The sequence below is a fragment of the Sorangium sp. So ce302 genome (genome assembly GCF_051530145.1).
Lineage (GTDB): Bacteria > Myxococcota_A > Polyangia > Polyangiales > Polyangiaceae > Sorangium > Sorangium cellulosum_B.
Genome location: NZ_CP150326.1, coordinates 9,652,142 through 9,676,910 on the forward strand (window position 1 = coordinate 9,652,142; position 24,769 = coordinate 9,676,910).

The window sequence follows — 24,769 nt, forward strand, 5'->3', positions numbered from 1 at the left end:
CTCAGTATCCCGGCTCGCGGCCCCCGGCTCGGTACGCCCCCGGCGGGATCCCGACCTCCCGGCGAAACGCGACGTTGAAGGCCGCCTCGTCCTGGTACCCCACGGACGACGCCACCTCGGCGAGCGCGAGCCCGCGGCGCTCTCGCAGCGTCTCCTTCGCCAGCTCCATGCGCCAGCGCGTCAGGTGGCGGAGCGGGCCCTCTCCCACGTGCTCGCGGAAGGCGAGGGCGAAGCCCGAGCGGCTCATGCCGGCCTCCCGCGCGAGCAAGGCCACGGTCCACGCGCGGGCCGGGGCCTTGTAGAGCGCATCGAGGGCGCGGGCGACGCGCTCGTCCGCGAGCGCCGCGCGGAAGGAGCCAGGAGGCGCGGGGCGCTCGAGCTCCGCGCGGATGGCCTGCAGGAGGAGCAGCTCCGCGAAGCGAGCGGCCATGACCGGCGCGCCCGGCCGCCGGCCGCTCACCTCGTCGCGGATGCCGTCCAGGAGCCGGCCGAGACCGGGCACCGGCTCACCGGCCCCGCCGTCGAGGAGCACCACGGAGGGCAGCGCGCGGAGCAGCAGCGACCGCCCGGCGCCCGCGACGTGCATGGCAGCGCAGAGCACCACCGTCCTCGCGCCGTCGCCGCCCAGCCGTCGCCGCACCGTCTGCACACCCGGCCGAGGCGGCGAGAGCCAGCGATCCTCGTCGACGACGGCCGCCCCCGGCCGGTGCCTCAGGCAGTGCGGGACGCCGTGCGGCATGAGCAGCAAATCGCCCTGGCCGACGCGGATCTCTCGGCCGCCGAGCTCCAGCCACATCTCGCCTTCGAGGAGGTGGTGGAGCAGGACGACCTCTCGAGGGCCGATACGAGCCCCCCACGGCGCGCCGAGCTCGACGCGGCCGAAGAGGCTGGTCTCGATGCGCACGTGGCGGAGCAGCGCTGTCAGGACATCGGGCATTGGACGATCACAAAAGAGCCCTGGACGCTATCACATGGAGGGTCCCCCGGTCCGTCGCCATGGTTCAGCCACCGATTCACGAGGAGGCAACCATGGACGTTTTCATCACCGGCGCGAGCGGCTTCATCGGATCTGCGGTCGCCCGCGCCCTGGTCGCGCGCGGCCACCGGGTGCGCGGGCTCGCGCGCAGCGACGCGTCGGCAGCGAAGGTGCGGGCCGCGGGCGCGGAGCCGATCTGGGGGAATCTGTCGCAGGTCGACGTGCTCGCGCGCGCGGCGGCGGCCGGCGACGGGGTTGTGCACACCGCGGCGACGACGGGAGAGGATCGCCCGGCCACCGACGAGGCGGCGGTCACGGCGATGCTCTCGGCCATGAGCGGCGGCGTCTTCATCACGACGACCGGGGCGCCCCGCGCGCGCTCCTCGCGGGTGCCCGTGCCCGAGGAGGAGAGCGTCAACCCCGGCGGAGCGCTCGAGTGGCTCGTGGCGGCCGAGTCGCGCGTGCTCGGCGCGAAGGGCGTCCGCGGCCTGGTCGTGCGGCCGCCCATCGTCTATGGCGACGGCGGAGGTCCGGTGGCGGGCCTGGTGCAGGGCGCGCGCGCCGCGGGGGTGGCGCGTACTATCGACGATGGCGAGAACCGCTGGTCCACCGTCCACGTGCGGGATCTGGCGGTCGCCTACGCGATGCTGCTGGAGTCGGACGCAAGGGGCGTGTTCCATGCCGCCGAGGCGTCGCCCGAGCCCATGGCGGCGCTCTTCGCGGCGATAGGCGACGCCGCCGGGGTCCCCGTGGGCTCGTGGAGCCTCGCGGAAGCCCTCGCAGCGCACGGCCCCATCGCCGGCTTCCTGGCCATGGACGCCGCCCTCGACGCGACCAGGCTGCGCGACCTGGGCTGGTCCCCGGAGGTCGGAGCGGCGCTCGGAGGCGTCTGCGGCGCCCTGCGCGACCCGGCGCAGGGGTATCGCGCGCAATGAGACGCGCCGCAGGCTTCAGGGCAAGGCGCCGTCGCGCGCGGCGCTCGCCGCCGGCGCCTCCCCTGCTCGCTTGCTGTCGAGGGCGAGCAGCACGAGATAAGAAAAGGCACAGACAACGAGGCTGCCGAAGACGAGCATCGGCAGCGAGTAGGCCAGCCGCTCCAGACCCGCCCCCTCGATCAGCTTGCCTGTGAGGGCCGGGAGGACCATGCCGCCGAGGCTGTCGCCGACCAGCACGAGCCCGGTCACGAACGCCGTCATGGGCACGATCTGCCCCGCGAGCGTGAAGCCGCTGGGCCAGAGCGGCGCCATGAAGAGCCCGAGCCCGAGCGCGACCCCCCACAGGAGCGCGCTCGAGGGCGGCAGGAGCAGCATCATCGCGGACAGCACGAGACAGCCGCCCAGCCCCACAGGGATGACCTGGCGCGGCGTGAAGCGGATCGCCACCGGGATCGAGAGCAGCCTCCCGATCGTGAACGAGAGCCAGAACCCCGAGGTGAGGTACGCGGCCCCGGTCGCCGAGACGACGCCCAGCGTGAGGGCATAGGTGTAGATCCAGCTCCCGAACGAGATCTCCCCGCCGACATAGGCGAACAGGTACAGCACCGCGACGAGCACCGGAAGGAGGGGCAGCGCGCGATCCGCCCCCTTCGCCGCGGCGTCCTTCCCGGCCTTTTCCTTGGGCTCGGGACAGTGTCGCATCGAGAGCATGCCCAGGGCGACGAGCGCCGAGAAGGCGGCCACCGCCCAGTACGCCGCGTGGTAACCGCCCCAGGCGCCCGGGACGCGCGCGACAAGGAGCGGCGACACGAACGCGCCCAGCCCGAAGCAGAAGTGAAGCCCGTTCATGTAAGGGCTGACCTTCTCCCCGTGCGTCCAGAGGAGCAGCGCGTTCGCGCCCGTGTTGACAAGCCCCTCCGCGAGACCCCGGCAGAACGCCACGACCACGAGCAGCCATAACCACGGGACGGCCGGGATGACAGCGAGGCACGCCGCAGCGATCAGGTGCGCTCCCCCGAGCAGGTTGTGCCCGTGCACGCGATCGAACAGCTTGCCTCCCCAGAGCGTACCGAGCGTGTAACCAACCCCCCCGCCGAGGAACAGCGAGCCCATGTCCCCGACGCTGGAGCCCGTCTGCCGCGCCAGGTCCGGCAGGGTCGGCCCGGTGATCGCCGTGATGAGGCCCAGGCAGATGAAGAGCCCGTAGTAGCCGGCCGTCTGGCGCAGCGCCCTGTCGCTCCACCGGCTCGAGACCGGACGCTCCTCCACGGCTGCAGTGCTCATCGCTTCGCTCCTTTTACCCGATGCGGGGACTCATGTGCCGGCCCCGGCGCGGCAGGGGATCCGGGGAGATCGTCGGCGCGCGGGGCGCTGGCCGCGCGCTGCCGCTCGTGCTCGATGCGCCATGACTCGAAGGCCAGCGCCTGGAGCGCCGAGAGGACGAGCACGGAGACGTCGGTGTTGACGTAGAGCCAGATGAACCCAAGCCCGAGGCCACGCACGAGCAGGGCCACCGCCGCCCCGACGGCGACGTTGCCGCCCCAGAAGAGGAGGCACACGCCCACGCAGCGGATCGCGCGCCGGAGCGCGGGCGGGAGGAGCCCGGCGCGCATCCCCCGGCGGCGCCCCGCCGCGTAGACCACGCAGGACGTGGCGGCGACGACGCCAAGGATGTAGAGCGCGTCGGGCATCGCTACCCTTCCCCGCGGAGCCGTGACAGCGCGCGCGCCGCGAGCTCCTGGAGCAGCCGGCCGATCGCCGAGAGCCGCTCCCCCGGGGTGTTCGACGCCGGCGACCCCTCCGGGACGGGCGCGGCGAGGACCTCGAAGCCCGCGCGCTCGAAGAGCCGGCGCGCGCGCGCGATGCGGTGCGCGCCGGTGACGAGCAGGATCCTCCTTGCGCCCCTGGGCAGCAGGAGCTCCGCGCTGCGCTGGGCTTCCACCGCGGTCGTCAGCCCGCGCGGCTCCGTGAGCAGGGCCGACGCGGGGACGCCGAGGCCCTGCGCGAGGCGAGCGCGCGACTCGGCCTCGCTGGCCGGCCCGTTGCGGCTGCCGAGCATCAGCACGAGCGGCGCTCGCCCCTCGCGGTACAGCGCGACGGCCTCGACGGCGCGCCGGAGCGAATCCTCCGGGAGCCGCCCGTCCGGATCGACGTCCGCGCCGAGGGCGACCACCGCGTCGGCCTGCCCTGCGTCGGGCGCCGACGCCATCCAGCGATCGAGCGGCGCGGCGGCCGGGGTGAACGCGGCGACGGCGAAGGCCACGAGCCCGATCACGCCGGCCGCGGTGCTCACGCGGTCCCACGCTCCTTCCATGCGCATGGCGTCGGATCCCTGGAAGAGCCCCTACGTGGCGCCCAGGAGCGCGGGCCTCGAGGAGCGCGCGGACGGCCGCCGCGCCTCCAGCTCCTCCGCGACGCCGTGGATGGCGGCCTCGACGCGCTCGAGCGTCTCCTCGCTCATCCGGCCGTGCAGGGGCAGGCATACCTGGCCCGCGCAGAGCCGGTCCGTGTTCGGGAGGGCGAGGCCCGCGGGGAAGCAGTCCAGCGCGTGCAGGGGCGGGTAGAAGTACCGGCGCGCCTCGACGCCGCGCCGCGCGAAGGCCGCGATGACGTCGTCGATCGGGGCGTCGATCAACCCGACGCCGAGGTTCTGTCCATTGGGGTTCACGCCCGGCGGGATGCGCTGGGTGCGGTACACCTGCGGGTGCCGGGACAGGGCCGCGCGCAGCCGGTCGAGGTACGTCCGCCTGCGGGCCAGCGCCTCCGGGAGCCGGCGGAGCGACGAGAGCGCCAGGGCGGCGCGCAGCTCGTCCAGCTTGGCGTTCATCCCCGGGACCGACGCCGAGAGCGGCTGCGCGAGCCCGTGGTTGCGCAGCCGGCGCATCGCCGCGCTCACCTCGCGGTCCGGGGCGACGACCACGCCGCCCTCCGCGGCCACGAGGACCTTGGTGGCGTGCAGCGAGTAGGTCGTCGCGGTGAGGAGCGCCTCGGCCTCCCGGCTCGCCGCCTCGGTGCCCATGCCGTGCGCGTTGTCGTAGATCACGGCCGCGCCCGCGCCGCGGGCCTCGCGCGCGATGGCGGCGAGATCGGGCGGGACGCCGAACACGTTGACCGGGAGGACCAGCGTCGCGCCGTGCTCCACGAGCAGGCGGCGCAGGTGCCCCGGATCCAGCGTCCAGGTCTCCGGGTCGATGTCGCAGAAGACCGGCTCGAAGCCCGCGTGCACCGCGGCGTTGAGCGTCGCGATGAAGGTGAAGGCCGGGAGGATCGCCTTGCCCCGCCGCACCGCCGCGGCCTCGATGGCCAGGCTGATCGCGACGGCGCCGTTCGAGACGGCCACGGCCTCCTCGACGCCGAGGAACGCCGCGATCGCCCGCTCGAAGCCCTCGGCGAGCGGGCCGCCGTTGCTGAGCCGCCCCGAGCGCAGGACGTCGGCGATCTGCGCCGCGATCGCGTCCGGATCGTCCACCTGCGGCGAGACCATGGGGATGAAGGGTCGCTGGTCGCTCATGCTTGTCTCTCCGGACGAAGGCGCTGGTGGACGACGCGGCCGATGAACTCCGGGATGCCGAGCAGGTACCGCCGCCAGAGCCGCCGCGGCTCGACCGCCAGGCGGTAGAGCCACTGGACGTGGCTCCGGCGCACCCACTCGGGCGGGTAGGCGACGGCGCCCGCCACCTGATCCAGCAGCCCCCCCATACACCAGGTGGCGCGCACCTGGAGCGCCCCGAGGTGCTGGCTCACCCAGAGCTCCTGCTTGGGCGGGCCGAGGCCGACGATGAGCAACGCGGCGCCCGACCCGTTGATCTCCCGGACCACCGCCGCCTCCTCCTCGGGGGCGAAGTACCCGTGGTGAACGCCGGCGATCCGGAGCCCCGGGCGCTCCGCGACCAGGCGGCGCGCGACCTCGTCGGCGATCCCGGGCGCGCCGCCGAGCAGGAAGACCGAGGCCCCGCGCTCGGCGCAGAGATCCACGATCCGGCCCAGCTCGATCGGGCCCACGTTGATCCGCTCCGGGCACGGCCCGCCCAGCAGGCGCGCCGCCCAGACCACCCCGATGCCGTCGGCGTACACGACGTCGGCCCGAGAAACCGAGGCGCGGTACGGCGACTCGCGCGCCGCCAGCGTGGCGCAGTACGCGTTGACATAGGTGTAGTAGTCGGGCCTGGCGCGCTCCGCCCGCAAGGCCTCGTCCAGGCGGCGCAGCAGCTGCTCGAAGGAGAGCCGCGTGACGGGGACGCCGAGGACGTCGACCCGGGGCGCGATCGAGGGCGGAGCGACGGTCATGCCTCGCCCCTGGCCGGCGCCACCTTGTCCTGCGCGCTGATGAACGCGCGCGGATCGCTGACCGGGGCGCGATCGAGGACGGGCCGCGCCTCGTCGGTGCCGAACATCGCGACGTAGTCGCCGTGGAACCCGTCGCAGATGTCGCGGAGCGCGCAGCGCTGGCACCCCGCGCCCTTCTGGTAGCCGTTGTGCTCGACGCGGTTCAGCGCGTCGTGGCGGTAGGCCGCGTCGCGATCCCCGCGGCGGCGGAAGAGCCGGTAGGACAGCCCTTCCAGCTTCCTCATCATGGGGCCGAGCCGCGGGTCCGTGTCGGCGCGGAGCATCCGGCCCCGGAGGTCGATCGCGTCCGCCAGGCGGAGGAGCGGCTGCCGGAGCCGGCCGAGGCGCGGCCGCGCGCCGAGCGGGACGGGCGGCGACACAGCGCCGGCCCGCATCCGCTGCGGGCCCTTGTTGGTCCAGGTCCAGCTCGCGAAATCCCACTCGTGCGGGTCGTACGAGAGCTGCTGGTAGTTGTACACCGACGGCCAGTGGCGCTCGGGGACGATGCAGTGGGGCAGGTACCTGACGTTCGCCTCCACGCCCGCTTGCGCGAGCACGTCCAGGGCCTCGTCGAGCGGGCCCCGCAGGTCGCCATAACGAGGCACGTTCTCCGCGGTGCGGGCGCCCTCCTTGCGCTGATCCGCGAACGGGTTGAAGGCGAGGAAGTTGACGGCGCGCGCCCCCAGCTCCACCGAGAGCCTCGCGATCGCCGGGAGCTGCGGCACGGCGAGCTTCGACATCACGCAGTTCACGCGGAACGGCACGTCGAGCGCGATGAGGTGGTTCAGCGCGCGCATCTGGCGCACGTGCGCCCCGCTCACGCCCACGGCCAGGTCGTGCGCCTTCCCGAGCCCCTGGACGCTGACCAGGAAGTCGGCGACGCCGGAGTCCTTGAACTGCTGCGCCTTGTCGCGCTTGTCGAGCACCAGCGCGTTCGTGATGAGCGTCGGCGCGAGGCCGATCCCGGCGCAATACCGGATCAACGCATGGATGTCGCGCCAGATGGTCGGCTCGCCGCCCTGGATGTCGATCGCGTCGTTCCCGTAGAACTCGACGAGGGTCCGGCAGATCTCCTGCGCCTTCTCCAGCGACATGAACGGGTGCTCGGGGTGCTCCTTGTCCTCGATCCGATCGAGGAAGTAGCAGAAGTGGCAGCGCAGGTTGCACGTCTGCCCGAGCCACAGCACGCCGCGGCGCGTGAGCTCCCGGGTCTGGCCGTGGGGCCGCGGCGCGGCGGCCGGGCGCGTCGCCGGCACCGCCAGGGCGAGGGCCCGCTCGAGCAGGATCTCCGGCGGCTCGATGTCCGCCGAGACCAGCGACTCCTTTCGCCTGAGCTGCACCAACGAAACGTTGCCATCCGTGCTGGTCTTCACGTGGTCCTCTCCTGACTTGGATCCTTCACGCGCGGCGCGGCGCCCCGCCGCTCCACGTGACCGCTGATGGGAAGTTGAACCGCACCGCGATCGGGGCGATAGGGGAGCGGCATGCGCGCGCGGCGACCTCCGGTGAAGGATCTCCTCCATCCATGACCTCGTCGGCGCTCCGCGAGGACGCCCCGCCGCCGGCGAGGCGAAGCGTCTCGGGCAGCATGGCGCTGAAGACCGCGAGCGATCTCGTCTCGCGCGGCGTCCGCATGCTCCTCGCCGTCGTCGCCGCGCGGCTCCTGGGGCCCGCGGGCTTCGGCGACTACAGCTACGCCTTCGCCGTGGGCTTCCTGCTCGGCGAGCTCGCGGACCTCGGCCTGCACCTGTTCATCGCGCGGGAGGTGGCCCGCGATCCCGGCGCTCCCATCGGCCCGCTCGTGCGCCTCAAGCTCGCCGTGACGCTGGCCGCCGGCGCCGTCGGCCTCGTGGTCGGCCTCCTCGCGGGCGCGGCCTCGCCACGCCGGACGCTCGTGTGGCTGCTGACGGCCGCCTGGCTGATGGCCTCGTTCGTCGAGATGCTCAACCAGGTGTTCCGCGGGCACCAGCGGATGGAGCGCGAGGTGCTGGTGGCGGTCACCATGGCGGTCACGTCCTTCGGGCTGGGGACGGGCGCGCTGCTCTCGGGGCTCGGCGCGCTCGGCCTGGCGTGGGCCCTCGTCGCGGGCCACCTGGTCGCCCTCGCGCTGGCCCTGGCCCTCGCCGCCCAGCTCCTCGATCGCCGGCAGTGGTCCAGCGAGGGCGCGGCGCTGCCGCAGGGTTTCCTCCGTGAGGCCGGGCCGCTCGCGGTGGTGATGCTCGCCAGCCCCCTCTACTTCCAGCTCGATCTCCTGATGCTGGGCTGGATGAGCACCCCCCAAGCGGTCGGCGACATGAGCGCGGTCCAGCGCCTGATCGGCGGCGCCATGATGCTGCCGGGCGTCGTGCGCGCGGCGGTCTTCCCCGCCTTCGTCGCCAGCCGCTCCGCGAGCGCCCGCAGGCGCCTCGCCACGCTCACCTTCGTCGGGCTCATGGCCGCGGGCGCGCTCATGAGCGCCGTGGTGTGGTGGATGGGCGGGCCGCTCGTCCGGCTCGTGTTCGGCCCCGACTACGCGAGCGCCGTGCTGCCGCTGCAGCTCCTGACCACGGCGCTCGTGTGGATGGTGCCGGAGCTCGCCATCGGCCCGATGCTCTTCGCCGCGGGCCAGCAGCGCCCGTACGCGGCCCTCTGGACGGTCACCGTGCTCCTCATCGCGGCCGGGGACCTGTGGGCGGTGCCCGCGCACGGCGCCGCCGGCGCGGCCGCGGTGAAGCTCGTGGTCACGCTCGGCCTGGTGGCCGGCGAGGTGATCGTCCTCTTTCGCGTCAGGGACCACCTCGGGGCCTCCTGAGCGGCCGAGGAGCGGTCCTTTCACGGCGTCGTCGATCACCCGGCGCACGGCGTCAGTAGCTCCCCACGCCGAAGAGCATGCGCAGCGGCGTGATCGCCATGATCTTCAGGTCGCCCCAGAAGCTGGCGTTGGTCAGGTAGTAGATGTCGAGGATGACGCTCTGGTCGAAGGTCACCTGGTTGCGCGCCACGACCTGCCACAGGCCGGTGATCCCGGGCCGGCCTTCGGTCCGGAGGCGGTGCCACGGCTTGAGCGCGTCGAACTCCGCCATCGGATAGGGCCTCGGCCCCACCAGGGCCATCTCGCCCGTGAGGACGTGGAGGAGCTGGGGGATCTCGTCGAGGCACAGCCAGCGCAGGACGCCGCCCAGCCGCGTGATGCGCGGATCCCTGGGGTGCTTGGGGATGACGACCCCGTCGTCGCGCACGAAGCCGGGGATCTCGCCGCGGATGACCGAGAGCCGCGCGGCGTCGCCCCTGTCCTCGCCGTCTCGGCGCCGCGTCCGCATCGTCCGGTACTTGAAGAACAGGAACGGCTTGCCGCGCAGCCCTGCGCGCGGGGCGACGTGGAACGGCCCGCCGGGGGACTCGAGGTGGATCAGCAGCGCGATCGTCAGCCACAGCGGCGCGCCCCCGAGCAGCACCGACAGGGCCACGAGCTTCTCGACGGCCCGGGTGGCCGCGGCGTCGAGGCCGCCCCGCTCGCCCGAGCCGAACCGGACCACCGGGAGCCCCTCCGCGGTCCGCTCCGACAGGCCGAGGCGCGCCGCGAGCCACTCGAGGTCCCGCGAGGCGATCGCGACCGCCTGCGCCCGCCCGCGCGCCCGCCGCAGCACCTCCCCCACCGCGTCGAGGCCCTCGACGACGACGGGGGCGCCCGGATCGAGCGGAGGAGGCGGCGCGGTTGCACCTTGAGGGAAGGACGTCGTTGCACAGGTCAAGAAAACCTCCTGGTGGTCTCCGTTCCGGCGTCGCGGCGGCTCCCCCGCCCTGCCGTCTCGCCTCAGCCCTCTCTCAGCTGCTCCCCGAACGCCCGGCGCGTCCGCCACCGCGCCCACGCCGGAAAGAGCTCTCCCACCACGCTGCGGAGGCGGAGCCGCAGCGGAGCGCCGCCCTGCGCCCGCGGCGCGCGCCAGAGCGCGGCCACGCTCTCGGCGACCCGCTCCACCGGGACGCCGCCGTCGTGCGGCCGGGACACCGAGCCCCGGCGCCGCCGCTCGTCCTCGTGCAGGCCCGTGTCCACCCACCCGGGGTGCACCTGGGAGACCCGGATCCCCCGGGGCGCGAGCTCGAGCTCGAGCGCGTCGCTCAGCCCGCGGACGGCGAACTTCGTGGCGCAGTAGACGCTCTTCATGGGCACGGCGCGGAACGAGACCTCGGAGCCGACGTTGATGATGTGGCCTCCGCCGTCCCCCATCGCCTGCGCCGCGTGCCGGCATCCGAGGATGACGCCGAGGAGGTTGGTGCGGACGATCGCCTCGACGTCCTCGAGCGCCATCTCGTCGAGGCGCCCGTAGCCCTCCCGGGCGGCGTTGTTGACGACGACGTCGATCCCGCCGAGGAACGCGCGCGCCGCGCCGAAGAAGGCGCGCTGGGAGGCGTCGTCGCCGACGTCCACCGTGCCCGTGCCGAGCCGGCGGCCGGCGCCCTCGGGCGCGGCGCTCTGCTGCAGCGCGAGGAGCGCGCGCTCGTCCCGCGCGCCGGCGAACACCCGGTGCCCCTCCGCGAGCGCGCGCGCGACGATGGCCCGCCCGATCCCGCGCGAGCCGCCGAGCACGACGATGGCGAGCGTCCGCTCAGGCACGCGCGACCCGCGCCAGCAGATCTCGCCCCAGGCTGCGCGCGAGGAGCCGCTCGCTGCTCACGAGGTGCTGCTGGTTGAGCCACGGCGCCGCGCAGGCGAAGCAGCCGTGATCGCGCAGGTGCTCCCACGCGGCCCGGACGCCGACCTCGAGCACGCTCCTGGCGGGGAAGTCCGCGAGCCGCTGGTTGCACGGGTACATGCGGCCGTCGCCGTCGATGAAGGCGTAGTACCGGCCCGCGCTGCACGGGAGGTACTCGAAATGCTCCCGCCGCTCCTCCCGGGTGACGCGATCCCCGCCGTGGTGTTGCCACCAGCGCGCCATGTTCTCCCAGACGCGCTCGCGGAAGACCATCGGCGCCCCCCGGCGCTTGTGCTCGAGCAGCGCGTCCGCCAGGGCCTGCCGCTCGCCCGCGTCGAGGGAGTTGTCGCCGTGGATGCGCAGCTGCCGATCGGACTGCGGGGCGTAGGTCACGACGACCTCGAGCCGCGCGCCGAAGCGGCCCGCCAGCTCGAGGAGCCAGGGCACCTGGTCCTTGTTCCGGCGGTTCAGCACCGCCTTCACGATGCGCGGAATGCCGCGCGCCTGGCACGCCTCGAGCGCGGCCATGGCCACGGCGAAGGTCCCCTGACCGCGGTTCAGATCGTTGATCGGCTCCGGACCGTCGACGCTCACCACGATCGAGCTCAGGTCGGCGAGCTCATCCACGCGCTCCTTGACGCGGAATCCGCTGGTGACCATTCCCACCGAGATCCCTCGGCTCACCGCGCGCTCGACGATGCGGCCGATGGATTTGTGCAGCATCGGCTCGCCGCCCGTGAGCGTCAGGACCGCCGTCCCCAGCGCCGCCGCCTCGTCCATGATCGCGAACAGCTGCTCGACCTTGAGCTGTCCGATGTCGTCGTGCCGGTGGTGGTAGTCGCCGTAGCAGTACTCGCAGCTCAGGTGGCATCGGTTGGTGACGCACACATCCACCCATATGGGACGCGCTTCGCGGGCGAGCTTTGCGCGGACGAGCGAACCCAGGTAACGAGGTGAGCGGTGCACGCGCTGCATGATAAGGAACTCGCCTCCAGATGTCATCCGGTCTTTGTAATACCTATTTCCTATGGTAATGGGTTTTCGACCAATCACGGCGCCACGGCCCAGAGCTCTACCGAACAGCGCGTCAAGGAGGTATTTTTCCGATGAGTGCGAGCAAGCGAATCCTGGTCACGGGTGGGGCTGGTTTCCTCGGATCGCACCTCTGCGCGCGGCTTCTGGCCGACGGGCACCACGTGATCTGCGTCGACAGCATGGTGACGGGGCGTGACGAGAACCTCGGGCCGCTGCTGAAGAACCCGCGGTTCGAGCTGCACCGCTGCGACGTGAGCGAGCCGCTCCGCTTCGAGGTCGACCAGATCTACAACATGGCCTGCGCGGCGTCGCCCGTGAAGTACCGGGCTGATCCGGTGCACACGCTCAACACGAACGTGTTCGGCGCGATCAACGTCCTCCGCCTGGCGCAGGAGCTGGGGGCCCGGGTCCTGCAGGCCTCCACCTCCGAGGTCTATGGCGACGCGCTCGTCCACCCTCAGCACGAGGACTACTGGGGGAACGTCAACCCCATCGGGCCTCGGGCCTGCTACGACGAGAGCAAGCGGGTCGCGGAGACGTACTTCTGGGAGTACCGCCAGACCCGCAACGTCGATACCGTCATCGTGCGCATTTTCAATACGTATGGCCCGAACATGGACCGGAACGACGGCCGGGTCATCGCCAACTTCGTGGTGAAGGCGCTGCGCGGCGAGGCGCTGGAGCTGTACGGCGGAGGCCACCGCACGCGCTCGTTCTGCTTCGTCAGCGACCTCATCGAGGGGCTGGTTCGCGTGATGAACGCCAAGGACCTGACCGGGCCGGTCAACCTCGGGAATCCGGCCGAGACGAGGATGCAGGACCTCGCCGAGCTCATCATCCGCAAGACCGGCGGGCGCGCGAAGCTGACGATGAGCGATGCCCTCATCGACGATCCCCAGCGGCGCAGGCCCGACATCTCCCGGGCCACCGAGCTGCTCGGCTGGCGTCCGATGGTGGATCTCGACTCGGGCCTCGATCGCACGATCGACTGGTTCCGCCCGCGCGTCTGACGTCCGGCGATGATCGCGGGGCGCACGAACCTGCGGGTGGTGGCCTGATTTGAACATGAAGGCGGGGAGGCGGGAAGAAAAGATCAATGTTCTTCTCGCCTTCCCGCCTTCATGTGAATCACTCTGGGGCAAATTAGGCCACCACCAACCTGCGCCCCGCGATAGGCCCCCTACCGGGACAGGCGCTCAGCCGCCCTTCGACGGGAGGCGGCCGGAGGTGGCCATGACGCGCCCGCCGCGGCCGGCGCTGACGTCCGCCAGGATGCGATCGCGCTGCGCCCGGATCCGCTCTCCGAGCACGCGGTGGATCGCAGCCCTGAGGGCCATCCCTCCGAGCCCGCGCGTGACCGCGAAAGGCCCCGGCGCCGATCGCAGCCGGTCCAGGAGGATCCTCGGCGCCGACTGCGCCGAGAGCAGGCGGGCGCCGTCGCGCCGGTAGAGCTCCGGGTAGCTCGAGCGGAGCTGCTCTCTCGCGGCGGCATTGCGCGCCAGCGCGCGGACCACGTCGGCCATGCTGTCCACCTCGAAGTGGATGGGCGCCTCGGGGACCACGACCAGCGCGTCGCCGGCGACGAGCGCCGTGAGCCACGAGTCCTCGGTCACGAGGTCGACGGGCAGCCGAGGGAGCGCCCCCGCAGGCAGGAGCCCACGATCGGCCATCACCGCGCCCAGCCGATCGCGATCGATGGCATAGAGGCGACCGGAAATGTAGTCCTGACCGAGGCTGGTCGTCAGCAGGCGGAGGACGGTGCCGAGCGGCGGCGGCGGCGCCCCGCGCGGCTGCTCGAAGGCCGCGGCGACGGCGGCGCGTGGAGAGCGCTCCAGGGCGCGCAGCAGGGCCGAGATGGAGCCCTCGGCCGGGCGCACGTCCGCGTCCGTGAACACGAGGCGACGGTTGCGCGCCCGGGCCACCAGGGCGTTCCATGCGTTGTTCTTTCCGAGCTCGCTCTCGATGACGGCGAGCCGCGGCTCCCGCCCCCGGAACGCCTCGACGACACGCTCGGTGCCGTCCGTGCACCCGTTGAGACAGACGAGGATCTCGTCCACCTCGGGGCCGAGCCGCGACAGCTCGGTGAGGGTCGCCTCGATGGTGCGGACTTCGTTGTACGCCGGCAGGCAGATGCTGGCAGCCATCGACTCCGACGCATACCACCACGCCGGCTCGGGTGTCACGCGGCGCGCGCCGCGCGGGATGGCCACCGAGGAACTGACGATGCCAGCGATGCCGGCGACGCCGACGACGATGCCAGCGGCGCCGACGACGCTAACGATGCCGGCGCGTCCGCATCCATTGCACGAATTTTATGCTTGGGGAAGGCTCCTGATTATGTTAGCGTAAGAACAACCCCGCGTGACTACAAAGTCCGCCGGAGGTTCGCGCCGTCGCGCTGGTTTCGCGCCTGACGTCATCGTGATCCTTGGGTGTGCCGGTCCAGGCGCGGCGCTGAAGGGAGAGCTTATGCACAGGCTTTTTGCGTTCGTGCTGGGTAGCACGGTGCTTGTGGGAGCCTCGTCGTCGGCGCATGCAAAGCGGCCGGTCCTCGCCGAGGGGTCGCCGATGCACGGCACCAATGGGATGAATGTGGGGCCGGATGGTCGGCTGTACGTCGCGAGCTTCCTTGGCAATGAGATCGCCATCGTGAACCGCAAGAGCGGAGCCATCGTGGATCGGCTCGACGCGTCGGACGGGATCGATGGCCCGGACGACCTCACGTTCGGCCCGGATGGCTCGCTCTACTGGACCTCGCTCATCCCTGGCAATGTCGTGCGGCACGCGCCGTCGGGCGCGATCACCCAGCAGTTCGTCGCGCCGGGCGTCAACCCCATCACGTTCTCCGATACGGGGCGGCTCTTCGTGGCGCTCGACTTCTTCGGTGACGGGCTCTACGAGGTCGATCCGGAGCTGTCGGCTCCGCCGCGCCACATCGCGAGCAACCTCGGCTTCCTGAACGGCATGGACTGGGGGCCCGACGGCAGGTTGTACGGGCCGATCTGGACGCAAGGCAGGGTGATCAGCATCGATGTGGACTCCTGCACCGGCGCCGTCGACCCGGAGGTCGAGTGCGACCTCCAGACGGTCGCGGACGGCTTCTTCATCCCCGCGGCGGCCAAGTTCGACGGGCTCGGCCGGCTCCACGTGGTCGATCAGAACGGCGAGGTGGTGCGGATCGACATCGAGACGGGCGAGAAGGAGGTCATCGCGGAGCTCACGCCGGGGCTCGACAACCTCGCCTTCGACCCGCAGGGCAATCTCTACGTGTCGAGCGCCAGCGACGGCTTCATCGTCCGGATCAGGCCGAACGGCCAGGTGCGCACGATCATGCCCGGCGGCATGATCATGCCCGGCGGCGTGGCCGTGACGACCGAAGGAGGGGCCGAGTCGGTCTATGTGGGCGATCTGTCGTCGCTCCGGAAGTTCGATGGAGACACGGGGGCTCCGCTGGGCGTCGAGCGGTCGTTCCTCGGAGAGTCGGAGTTTCACGCGCCTGCCACGGTGTCGGCGGACGGCTCGAACCTGATCTTGACCGCGTGGTTCAGCAGCGTGGTTCAGACCTACGACCCGGCGACGGCGACGGTCCTCGAGACGTACAGCAACTTCGTCTCGCCGCTCAACGCGGTCCGGTTCCAGGGCGATCTCGTGGTGGCCGAGCTCGGCGCGGGGCCGGGCGCGGCGCGCGTCGCCCGCCAGACGGGCGGCGGCCCCGTGACGCTCGCGCCGATGACCGTGCCCTCGGGCCTCGCGGTGTCGGGAGGCGACCTCTGGGCCGCCGACTGGGCCACGGGCCAGATCCTCCATGTGGCGGCGGGGGGCGTGACGCTCTCTCCGCCGCTCGTGGTGGCCGACGGCCTGGATCAGCCGGAGGGGATGGCGGTCGATCTGGACGGCACCCTGCTCGTCGTGGAGGTCGGGAAGCGCCGCCTGCTGCGCGTCGACCCGTCGACGGGGGACACCTGGGTCGTGAAAAAGCACCTCAAGGTGGGGCTCGAGGCGGTCACGGGGACGGTGCCGACCTATGCGTTGAGCGGCGTCGCCGTGGGCCCGTCAGGGACGATCTATGTCTCTGGCGATGAGGACAACGTGCTTTATCGATTCTGACCCAATCGCGGCGAGGCGGCGCTGTTCTCGTTCGTCCTCGCCCCCTGAATCCGGACGTGAGGCTCGCGACGTGCTGCTCTGGCCAGGAGCAGCGGGCGATCGATAGAGGAAGCGCCTCGTTTCGAGTAAGCTCGCGGGCCGCATGTCCGCCCCGACGCTGACACGAAGAGACCTCAACCGGGCCACGCTCGCGCGGCAGATGCTGCTCGCGCGGGAGCAGACCTCGGCCGTCCACGGGATCGAGCGGCTGATTGCCCTCCAGGCCCAGCTGGCTCGGCCGCCGTTCATCGGGCTGTGGTCCCGGCTCGCGGCGTTCCGGCGCGAGCAGCTCGTCCAGCTCGTCGTGCGCCGCGAGGTCGTCCGGGCGCCGTTCCTGCGCGGCACGCTGCACCTCGTGAGCGCAAGGGACTACCTGGATCTGCACCCGGTCATCGCGCCGGTGCTCCACGCCGGGATGCGATCGGTCCTCCGCGAGCGCGCGGACGCCCTCGACGTCGCTCGGCTGGTCGCCGAGGCGCGCGCGTACTTCGACGCGGAGCCGCGGACCATGGACGAGCTGCGCGATCACCTGGCCGAGCTCCACGCCGGCGGCGACGTGCGGGCCATGGCCCTCGCGGTTCGCATGCACCTGCCGGTCGTCCAGGTGCCCGGCGAGACCCCGTGGGCATATCCCGGAACGGCGGACTTCGCCCCGGCGGCGTCCTGGCTCGGCAAGCCGCTCCGCGACGGCGGCGCGCCGCAGGCGCTCGTGCTCCGTTTTCTCGCGTCGTTCGGCCCGGCGACAGCGACCGATGTGCAAACGTGGTCCGGCCTGACCCGCGTCAAGGAGGTGCTCCACGCCTTGCGAGAGCAGCTCTGCGTGTTCCGCGACGAGCGGGGCCGGGAGCTCTTCGACCTGCCCGACGCGCCGCGGCCGCCCGCGGACACCGCCGCGCCGGCCCGGTTTCTACCCGATTACGACAACCTCCTGCTCGCGCACGACGACCGCACGCGGGTCATCGCGGACGAGCATCGCCCGCGGATCGTCATGTCCGCCAACCTGCGCATCCTGCCGACGTTCCTCGTGGACGGCTTCGTGGCCGGCACATGGACGATCGAGCGGAAGAAGGCCACGGCCGCGCTCGTGCTCGAGCCGTTCGAGGCGCTTGGCAAGGCGGCGCGCGAGCAGCTCGCCGAGGAAGGCGAGGCGCTCCTCCGATTCATGGAGGAGGACGCCGGCACGTTCGAGGTGCGCTTCGGGAAGGCGGGAGCCGCGAAGGCGCCGGCTGCGCGGGCGAAGGCGAAGAGCGACGCAGCCGCGAAGGCGCCGGCTGCGCGGGCGAAGGCGAAGAGCGGCGCAGCCGCGAAGGCGCCGGCTGCACGGGCGAAGGCCAAGGGATGAAGCGCCGGGCGTCGCATCGACGTGGCTTCCCGGGCGATAGACGATGACTCGGGTCGCTGCGACCCGACCTGCTGAGTCGCTCGACCTACGGCGCCAGCTTCACGAGGAAAGCGTCTTCCGTGCCGTCCGCGGCGAGCGCTCCCCCGCCGAGGTCGACCTCCCCCACCGTGCTGCCAGCGACGAACACGTGACCCGCGCTGTCCGCGGCGATCGACAAGCCCAGCTGGACGTCGGGACCGGCGAGCTGTACGACCGACAGCAGGTCGCCCGCGCCGCTCAATCTGGCCGCGAGGGCGTCGTAGTCGCTCTGGCTCCCGGTGGAGAAGGGGCTCCCGGCGAGCTCGCCCGACCCATGGAAGCTGCCGCCGAGCAGCACGTTCGCCCCGTCGCTCGCGATGCTCGATACCCACACGTGCAGCCCGAGACCTTTGCTCCAGAGGTGGTTGCCGAGCGGATCGAGCTTCGCCAGGAAGGACTCGTTGGCCTCTGGCAAGCTCGACAGCGGCCCGCCGCCGAGATCCAGGGTCGACCCGAACTTGCCCATCACGAAGAGGTTGTCGTCCGCGTCCACCGCGACGGCCCGGCCGGACTGCCACGCGTCGTCGCCGAAGTTCTTGCTCCACAGGTGATTGCCGAGCGCGTCGTACTTCACGATCAAGACGTCGTCCGAGCGCCGCGTGGCCTTCGACAGCGGCCCACCGCCGAAATCGGCGCTCCCCCGCAGCGCGCCCACCACGATCACGTTGCCGGCCCCATCAGCGGTCGCGCTCCACGGGTGCATGTAGTCCGTCCCCACGAAGCCTCTGCTCCAGAGATGCTCGCCGCCCGGAGAGAGCTTCACGAGGAACGCATAGTGGCCGACCGTGTTCCTCGGAGGGACGCGGCCGCCGCCGAAATCGATGCCCGTGTCGGAGCTGCCGGACAGGAAGATGTTCCCCGCGCCGTCGACCGCCAGCGCATCGAGCGACTTGACGCCACCGGTGCTCAAGCGCTTGCTCCAGAGGTGGGCGCCGGACGGGTCGTATTTCGCCATGGCGATCGCCGGGATGCCGCGGCCGACCGGCCCGCCGCCGAGGTCGAGGTCGAGCGATGCCTCGGCGCCCACGAGGACGACGATGTTGCCAGCGCTGTCCACGACCATGCGCCGGATCGGGGTTGGCGAGAGCGGCGAGCCCACGTCGAAGGCCCTGCTCCATAGATGCTCGCCGGCCGGAGAGAGCTTTCCCAGGAAGATCGCGGGGCCCCCCGGCGCGAGCTCTCCGCCGCCGAGATCCACGGCGCCGCCGAGCGCGCCCAGGAACACCGCGTTGCCGTCGCCGTCCGCTGCCACCTCCAGGATGGAGTGCTGCACGCCGTTGTCCTGCCTCCCTTCGCCGAGGTGGCAGTGCGACGCATCCCCGCCGGTCGATGGCGCGAACTCCACCACGAAGCTGTCATCCCAGCCGGGGGAGCAGCCGGGGAAGTTGTGATCGCGGCACTCGATGAGATCGCCTGGCTGGAACTGACCGTCGTAGCGGCCCGCGAGCATCCCCCGCGGACCTTGTTCGGTGACCTTCCAGGCGAGCCCCGCTGCGCGCTGGTCCTGGGCGTCGCCTGCGCGGCGGCTCCAGAGAGGCGCGCCGCTCCCGTCGAGCGCGGCGTAGAAGAGGTCGTCACCGCCGGCGCTCGTGAGCGGCCCCCCGCCGAGATCGATCTGGCCCTGGAACTCGCCCGCGAGCAGGGACACGTCCCCCTCTGCAGGGGCGATGGCCTTGCCGCGCTGATCGGCCTCGTCTCCGAAGCGCGCGCTGTGGAGGTGGTCCCCGGTCACGCTCAGCCAGGCCACGAAGACGTCGCGGCCTCCCGCGCTCACCAGCGGCCCCCCGCCGAAATCCGCCTGTCCCTCCAGGTCGCCTATCAGCAGCACCTCGCCCGTCTCGCGCGCGTCGAGGTCCCCGACATGCTGGTCCTGGGCATCGCCGAAGCGCTTGCTCCAGAGGTGCTCGCCATGGGCATCGAGCCTGGCCACGAACACGTCATCGCCGCCCGCGCTCACGAGCGGGCCGCCCCCGAACTCCGCCTGTCCCTGCAGATCGCCGGCCACGATGACGTCGTCCGCGCTGTCCACCGCGATCGCCTCGCCGCGCTGGTCCGCGGCGTCGCCGAACCGCTGGCTCCAGACGGCATTGCCGTCAGGATCGAGCTTGGCGACGAACACGTCGTCGCCGCCGGCGCTCACGAGCGGGCCGCTGCCGAGGTCCACCGTCCCCTGGAACCGGCCGGTCACGAGGATACTTCCTTCGCTGTCCGCCGCGATCGCCTCGCCGCGCTGATCTGCGGCGTCGCCGAAGCGCCGGCTCCAGACGTGTTGGCCGTCGGCGTCGAGCTTGACGACGAAGATATCGTCGCCGCCGACGCTCGTGAGCGGGGCGCCGCCGAGATCCATGGTTCCCTGGAACACGCCGACCACGACGACGTTCCGGGCGGCGTCCACGGTGACGGCGCGCGCCCGCTGTCCGCCGGGGCCGCCGAACCGCCGGGACCAGAGGGGTATGTACTCCCATTCGGGATCGTCGCTGTCGCGCACGAACTTCACCACGAAGGCATCATCGCCGCCAGCGCTGTACATCGAGCGCCAGCCGTTGCGATCCATGGCTCCCGCGAAGTGGCCGGTGACGATCATGCCGCCGTCCGGATCGATGGCGACGTCGGCGGCGACCTGCGCGTGGGCGCCGCCGAAGCGCTTGCTCCAGAGATGGCCTCCCGCGGGCGGGCACGCCGACGCGACTCCATCGCAGTCCTCATCGGACGCCGTTTCGCACTGCTCCTCTGTCGGAAGGACCTCGCCGACACAGGGACCATGAGCGTCCCCCGCGGCATTGCACTGCTGCGTGCCCGCACGGCAGAGGCCGACGCCTTCGGTTCCCTTCGGTCCGGCGTAGCAGGCCCGCTCGCTGCCTGGCGTGCAGAACAGCAGACCGCCGGCGCCGCCTGTTCCGCCAGCGCCGCCTGTTCCCCCGACACCGTCCGTTCCGCCCGCACCGCCGGCGCCGCCCGTGCCCCTGGCACCGCCGCCCGCTCCCCCTGCGCTCGCCTCGCTGGCAGCCGGAGATGATCCCGCTCCGGTGCTGGAGCCGCCCTGCTCACCGACGTCGCAGGCCAGCGCGGGCGCGGTGATGGCCAGCAGGACAGCTGTCCTTGTCAGCCGTCGCGCCCCGCGGACCGATCGACACCGCCCTCGCGACTCATCCTTCGCGCACATGCATCCTCCACCCAGCTCGCTCTGTTGCGCCAGCTCGGCAGGACATTCACGAGAAAGCTGGATCCCGTCCGGGTTCACCCGCGTGCGGAAGGAGAAAAGAACACCTACACCGAGACACTTCGTAAGTAGCATTACTTAACAAACGGTACTGGACGCCCTGACTCGCTGTCGCCGGCACGTATCGGGTAGGGTGCGTGTCCGAGGGATCGCACCGATGCGCAAGAATTTGATTTCGATTGGTTTGCTCAGCTGCCTGCTCTGGTCCTGCACCTCGTCCACGTCGGCTCCGGACGATGATGCGGCCACGGGCGCCACCACCACCAGCAGCGCCGCGAGCACGGCTCAAACGAGCGGAACATCGGCGAGCGCCGGGGGTGGCGCGGGCGGCAGCGACGCTGGAGGCAGCGGCAGCACGTCGGCCGGTGGGGGTGAGACGAACGAGGGTGGAGGCGGCGGCACGGACAGCGCTACCTCCGGAGGCACGGGCGGCGCGGGGGCAGGCGGCGAGGGCACGGGCGGCATGCCTGATGAAGGCCCCAAGAACCTCGCGGAGAAGTACGCGAGCCTCTTCCCGATCGGGGCAGCGGTGGATTCGCAGTCGTACATGACGCACGCCGCGCTGCTGAAGGCGCACTTCAACAGCATCACCGCCGAGAACGAGATGAAGTTCGAGTCGCTGCAGAGGAACGAGAACAGCTTCACCTACGACGCGGCGGATCGCATCGTGAACTTCGCGGTCACGAACAAGATGAAGGTCCGCGGGCACGCCCTTGTCTGGCACAGCCAGAACCCGGCATGGCTGTTCTCGAACGGCTCTGGCGGCACCGTGTCGAGGCAGACCCTGTTGACACGCATGAAAAACCACATCAGCAACGTCGTGCGCCACTTCCGGGGCAAGGTCTACGCGTGGGACGTCGTGAACGAGGCCATGATGGAGGACGGCTCGTACCGCACGGGCAACCTGGCCGATGGCCAGAGGAGCCGCTGGCACGAGATCCTCGGCGAGAGCTACATCGCGGAGGCCTTCAAGGCCGCGCACGAGGCCGATCCAGACGCCAAGCTGTACTACAACGACTTCTACAACTACATCCCCGCGAAGCAGCAGGGCATCTACAACATGCTCAAGGGCCTGCTCGATCAGGGCGTGCCGGTCCACGGCGTCGGGCTGCAGGCCCACCTCAACATCGAGCCCTCCACGGTGACCACGAACCAGGCGGTTCACCAGAACGTGGCCAACATGGGAAAGGCGATCGAGCTCTATTCATCCCTCGGCCTGGATGTGCAGGTCACCGAGCTCGACATCTCGCTGTACATCCCCGGCGTGACGTACAACCAGAGCACGTTCTACACGACCGCGACCTTCACCGACGCGCTGAAGGCCAAGCAGGCCGCGCGCTACCGGGAGTTCTTCGAGCTGTTCCGGAAACACAAGTCCGTGATCACGGGCGTCACCTTCTGGGGCATCGCGGACGACAACACCTGGCTGTCGGAGTTCAGCTCGGGGCGCAAGGACTTCCCCCTGCTCTTCGATGGCAACCACAACCCCAAGCCCGCCTACGACGCCGTGGTGGGCTTCTGAGGGGTCATGATGGCCAGACGAGCCGGCGTGGCCCGGCTCGCGCTCGCCGAAACGCGCCCGCACAGCGGGCGATGACCTGAGCCTCCGGCCTCCCACGGGCGTGGCCACTTCCGGCCACCCCATGGCCACTCATGGCCATTGTGCACGTGATTCCCGTGCTTTATCCCTCTGCCATGAGCTCCGAACACGCGCCATCCTCCACGGCGTGGGCCGTGGGCAAGGCCCTCTGCATCCTTTCGGCCGTCGCTTACGGCCTGTTGACCGGGCTGATCGACATCCTCGATCCTCATCACCTCCGGAACCCCGACTGGCCCGGACACGCGAGGTTCCACCTGCTCTGGCAGATCGGCGCCGGCGCCCTCGGCGCGCTCGCTTCCATCTACCTCTTCTGGACGGCCACGCCGCGCACCGTGGAGCGTGTCCGGACAGGCGCCTTCCTGGGTGCCCTCCATATCGGCGGGTTCATCCTGGCCGCCGCTTTCACGAGCGCCGCCGGCGCCGAGTTCGACGCCGGTGGCCGGGTCCTGCTCGGCTTCCTCCCGCCGAACATGCTGCACCTGGGCACGTCTGCAGCCCTGCTCTTCGCCGGCGTCTCCCTGTGTCACAGGAAAGGGGCCGCCACATGAGCCATCGCACCGTCTCTGCTCCCGTCCTCATCATCGGCGCTGGCCCCTCGGGGATGGTGAGCGCGCTGTGCCTCGCCAGGCGCGGCATCGACTGTGTCCTCATCGAGCGCCGGTCGGGCCTGGAGAATCACCCCAAGGCCCACGAGCTCTCGGCGCGCTCGATCGAGATCCTCCACGAGCTGGGGCTCGGTCATGGCGAGCTGTCCGCGGAGGCGTCGCCGGAGGAGGACGCCGCCAAGATCCTGTTCTGCGGCACGATCGGCGAGGAGTTCGGCTGCATCGATCTGCGAGCCAACGGCGTCGGGCGCAAGTACCGAGAGCACCTCGAGGCGCCCCTGCCCTACCTCAACATCTCGCAGGTCGAGCTGGAGAAGCTCCTCCGCGAGCGCGTCTCGGCGTCGCCGCGGATCCAGGCGCTCCATCACCACCAGTGGGAGTCCTTCGAGCAGGACGCGGAGGGCGTCACGAGCCGGATCACCAGCAGGACGACGGGGGAGACCTTCGCGGTCCGGAGCCAGTACGTCATCTGCTCCGACGGCGCCGGGAGCCGGAGCCGAAAGGCCCTCGGGATCGAGATGAAGGGCCCGGACAAGCTGCTCGACGTCGTCAACGCGTATTTTCAGGCGGATCTGCGCCGCGTGGTCCGCACCCGGGGCAAGCTCTACTTCATCTTCTCCCCCAAGGCGCCGGGCAGCGTGTTCATCGCCCACCACGTCGAGAAGCGCTGGGTCTTTCACCTCCCCGTGGCGACGCCGCACGAGAAGATCGAGGAGTACACGCCCGAGGTGATGCAGAAGAAGATCAAGGCGGCGCTCGGGCGGGACGACGTCGATATCGAGATCACCTCGATGAGCCACTGGCGCATGACAGCGCAGGTGGCGGAGCGCTTCCGCAGCGGGCGCGTCTTCCTGGTCGGCGACGCCGCCCATCGCTTCCCGCCCACGGGCGGGCTCGGCATGAACTCCGGCATCGGCGACGCGCACAACCTGGCCTGGAAGCTCGCCATGGTGATCGAGCGGCGGGCCGCGCCCGGCCTGCTGGACAGCTACGAGGCCGAGCGCCGCCCGGTCATCGAGACGAACTGCGACGAGAGCCGGCTCAACTTCGAGAGGATGAGCGAGGTCGCGGAGGCCTTCGGGATCGAGGTCGAGGAAGCTCAGTGGGTCAACGAGAAGCTGGCGAGCTCCACGATGCGCGCGCTGCCTGCCCCGCTCCGCGCCTGGACCGAGCGGCAGGTCCAGCACTACGGCGAGAGCATCCTCTCGCGGTACCATCGCGATCCTTCGGTGCGAGAGCGCGTCCTCGCGGCCATCGCGCAGCAGAGGTCCCATTTCGACCGGATCGGGCTCGACCTCGGCTACACGTATGAAGAGGGCGCGCTCCTCGGCGACGGCACCAGGGCGCCGGAGGTCGATGACCGGGTGTCCTCGTACATCCCGTCGACGCGGCCGGGCGCGCGATTCCCCCATTTCTGGCTGGACGGCAACAGGAGACAGCGCGGCAGCCGCTCCATGATCGACTACGGCGCGTCGATCCTGCTGCTCGGCGCGGCCGTCGAGGCGCTGCCCGCGGACACCGAAGCGCTGGAGGATGTCGAGGCGCGCCACGGCGTCCGGCTGTTCAGGCTCGGCTCGGCCGACATCCCTGCCTGTCACCGGGACACCGTGCACGCGCTCTCGCAGATCGAGCAGGACGGCACGCTCCTGATCCGGCCGGACGGGCATGTCGCGTGGCGCCAGCAGCGCGGCGTGACGCTATCCATGGATCTGATCGCGTCGATCGTGGAGCAAGTTTACGGGGTCTAGCTCCGCCCACCAGGAGTCCTGCCAGGGATCCGGAGAGAGGTTTCAACGCAAAGACGCAAAGCCGCAGAAAGGAATGAATTGGGGG

At 71.2% G+C, this 24,769-nt stretch carries 20 protein-coding genes; 8 read left to right on the plus strand and 12 right to left on the minus strand.

Features of this window, described 5'->3' with window-relative positions; translation table 11 throughout:
• Position 1 precedes the first annotated feature (1 nt).
• Complete coding sequence (locus tag WME73_RS36590; protein ID WP_437912556.1) at positions 2 to 937, minus strand: AraC family transcriptional regulator; 936 nt, start codon at positions 935 to 937, stop codon at positions 2 to 4.
• A gap of 92 nt (positions 938 to 1,029) precedes the next feature.
• Between WME73_RS36590 and WME73_RS36595 the strand changes: the two genes are divergently transcribed.
• A complete protein-coding gene (locus WME73_RS36595; protein WP_437912557.1) occupies positions 1,030 to 1,911 on the plus strand; it encodes an NAD-dependent epimerase/dehydratase family protein in 882 nt (293 codons plus the stop codon).
• A 15-nt stretch (positions 1,912 to 1,926) separates the two neighbouring features.
• Here WME73_RS36595 and WME73_RS36600 read toward each other — a convergent pair whose 3' ends face one another.
• The 6 genes from WME73_RS36600 to WME73_RS36625 are packed head-to-tail and all read right to left on the minus strand — an operon-like array spanning position 1,927 to position 7,610.
• Complete coding sequence (locus WME73_RS36600) at positions 1,927 to 3,195, minus strand: MFS transporter (RefSeq protein WP_437852266.1); 1,269 nt, start codon at positions 3,193 to 3,195, stop codon at positions 1,927 to 1,929.
• Entirely contained in the window at positions 3,192 to 3,602 is a 411-nt protein-coding gene (locus WME73_RS36605) for a hypothetical protein (RefSeq protein WP_437912558.1), read from the minus strand. The genes WME73_RS36600 and WME73_RS36605 overlap by 4 nt, the downstream gene beginning before the upstream one ends.
• Before the next feature lie 2 nt (positions 3,603 to 3,604).
• Positions 3,605 to 4,231, minus strand: coding sequence for a YdcF family protein (locus tag WME73_RS36610; RefSeq protein ID WP_437912559.1), 627 nt, complete (start codon positions 4,229 to 4,231; stop codon positions 3,605 to 3,607).
• Between the two features lie 24 nt (positions 4,232 to 4,255).
• Positions 4,256 to 5,422 carry a DegT/DnrJ/EryC1/StrS family aminotransferase gene (locus WME73_RS36615; RefSeq protein ID WP_437912560.1) on the minus strand — a complete coding sequence of 389 codons (1,167 nt, stop codon included), beginning with the start codon at positions 5,420 to 5,422 and terminating at the stop codon, positions 4,256 to 4,258.
• The gene (locus WME73_RS36620; protein WP_437912561.1) at positions 5,419 to 6,198 is read right to left on the minus strand and encodes a WecB/TagA/CpsF family glycosyltransferase; all 780 of its coding nucleotides are present in this window, start codon (positions 6,196 to 6,198) and stop codon (positions 5,419 to 5,421) included. Before WME73_RS36620 ends, WME73_RS36615 begins: the two co-directional genes overlap by 4 nt.
• Positions 6,195 to 7,610: a radical SAM protein gene (locus WME73_RS36625; RefSeq protein WP_437740958.1), complete on the minus strand. Its 1,416-nt coding sequence runs from the start codon at positions 7,608 to 7,610 to the stop codon at positions 6,195 to 6,197. The genes WME73_RS36620 and WME73_RS36625 overlap by 4 nt, the downstream gene beginning before the upstream one ends.
• Positions 7,611 to 7,762: 152 nt before the next feature.
• Here WME73_RS36625 and WME73_RS36630 point away from each other — a divergent pair, with 152 nt between their 5' ends.
• The gene (locus WME73_RS36630) at positions 7,763 to 9,028 is read left to right on the plus strand and encodes an oligosaccharide flippase family protein (RefSeq protein ID WP_437912562.1); all 1,266 of its coding nucleotides are present in this window, start codon (positions 7,763 to 7,765) and stop codon (positions 9,026 to 9,028) included.
• A gap of 52 nt (positions 9,029 to 9,080) precedes the next feature.
• Here WME73_RS36630 and WME73_RS36635 read toward each other — a convergent pair whose 3' ends face one another.
• From WME73_RS36635 to WME73_RS36645, 3 genes are all read right to left on the minus strand, one after another.
• The gene (locus WME73_RS36635) at positions 9,081 to 9,968 is read right to left on the minus strand and encodes a sugar transferase (protein WP_437740960.1); all 888 of its coding nucleotides are present in this window, start codon (positions 9,966 to 9,968) and stop codon (positions 9,081 to 9,083) included.
• A gap of 62 nt (positions 9,969 to 10,030) precedes the next feature.
• Positions 10,031 to 10,831, minus strand: coding sequence for an SDR family NAD(P)-dependent oxidoreductase (locus WME73_RS36640; RefSeq protein WP_437740961.1), 801 nt, complete (start codon positions 10,829 to 10,831; stop codon positions 10,031 to 10,033).
• A complete protein-coding gene (locus WME73_RS36645) occupies positions 10,824 to 11,912 on the minus strand; it encodes a radical SAM protein (RefSeq protein WP_437912563.1) in 1,089 nt (362 codons plus the stop codon). Before WME73_RS36645 ends, WME73_RS36640 begins: the two co-directional genes overlap by 8 nt.
• A 104-nt stretch (positions 11,913 to 12,016) precedes the next feature.
• On the opposite strand from WME73_RS36645, the gene WME73_RS36650 reads away from it, so the two are divergent.
• On the plus strand, positions 12,017 to 12,955 hold the full coding sequence (locus WME73_RS36650) for a UDP-glucuronic acid decarboxylase family protein (RefSeq protein WP_437740963.1): 939 nt from the start codon (positions 12,017 to 12,019) through the stop codon (positions 12,953 to 12,955).
• A 186-nt stretch (positions 12,956 to 13,141) separates the two neighbouring features.
• On the opposite strand, the gene WME73_RS36655 is transcribed toward WME73_RS36650, so the two are convergent.
• Entirely contained in the window at positions 13,142 to 14,089 is a 948-nt protein-coding gene (locus tag WME73_RS36655; protein WP_437912564.1) for a glycosyltransferase family 2 protein, read from the minus strand.
• Between the two features lie 424 nt (positions 14,090 to 14,513).
• On the opposite strand from WME73_RS36655, the gene WME73_RS36660 reads away from it, so the two are divergent.
• Both WME73_RS36660 and WME73_RS36665 read left to right on the plus strand, forming a co-directional pair.
• Positions 14,514 to 16,052 carry a hypothetical protein gene (locus WME73_RS36660; RefSeq protein ID WP_437912565.1) on the plus strand — a complete coding sequence of 513 codons (1,539 nt, stop codon included), beginning with the start codon at positions 14,514 to 14,516 and terminating at the stop codon, positions 16,050 to 16,052.
• Positions 16,053 to 16,194: 142 nt separating this feature from the next.
• Positions 16,195 to 17,433, plus strand: coding sequence for a winged helix DNA-binding domain-containing protein (locus WME73_RS36665; RefSeq protein WP_437912566.1), 1,239 nt, complete (start codon positions 16,195 to 16,197; stop codon positions 17,431 to 17,433).
• An 85-nt stretch (positions 17,434 to 17,518) separates the two neighbouring features.
• Here WME73_RS36665 and WME73_RS36670 read toward each other — a convergent pair whose 3' ends face one another.
• Complete coding sequence (locus tag WME73_RS36670) at positions 17,519 to 20,674, minus strand: hypothetical protein (protein ID WP_437912567.1); 3,156 nt, start codon at positions 20,672 to 20,674, stop codon at positions 17,519 to 17,521.
• Between the two features lie 214 nt (positions 20,675 to 20,888).
• On the opposite strand from WME73_RS36670, the gene WME73_RS36675 reads away from it, so the two are divergent.
• The 3 genes from WME73_RS36675 (at position 20,889) to WME73_RS36685 (ending at position 24,684) form a co-directional block, all read left to right on the plus strand.
• Positions 20,889 to 22,253 carry an endo-1,4-beta-xylanase gene (locus WME73_RS36675; protein WP_437912568.1) on the plus strand — a complete coding sequence of 455 codons (1,365 nt, stop codon included), beginning with the start codon at positions 20,889 to 20,891 and terminating at the stop codon, positions 22,251 to 22,253.
• A gap of 173 nt (positions 22,254 to 22,426) precedes the next feature.
• Positions 22,427 to 22,879 (plus strand): hypothetical protein, encoded by a 453-nt coding sequence (locus tag WME73_RS36680; RefSeq protein WP_437912569.1) that lies wholly within the window; start codon positions 22,427 to 22,429, stop codon positions 22,877 to 22,879.
• Complete coding sequence (locus WME73_RS36685; protein ID WP_437912570.1) at positions 22,876 to 24,684, plus strand: FAD-dependent monooxygenase; 1,809 nt, start codon at positions 22,876 to 22,878, stop codon at positions 24,682 to 24,684. The genes WME73_RS36680 and WME73_RS36685 overlap by 4 nt, the downstream gene beginning before the upstream one ends.
• The last annotated feature ends 85 nt before the right edge of the window (positions 24,685 to 24,769 follow it).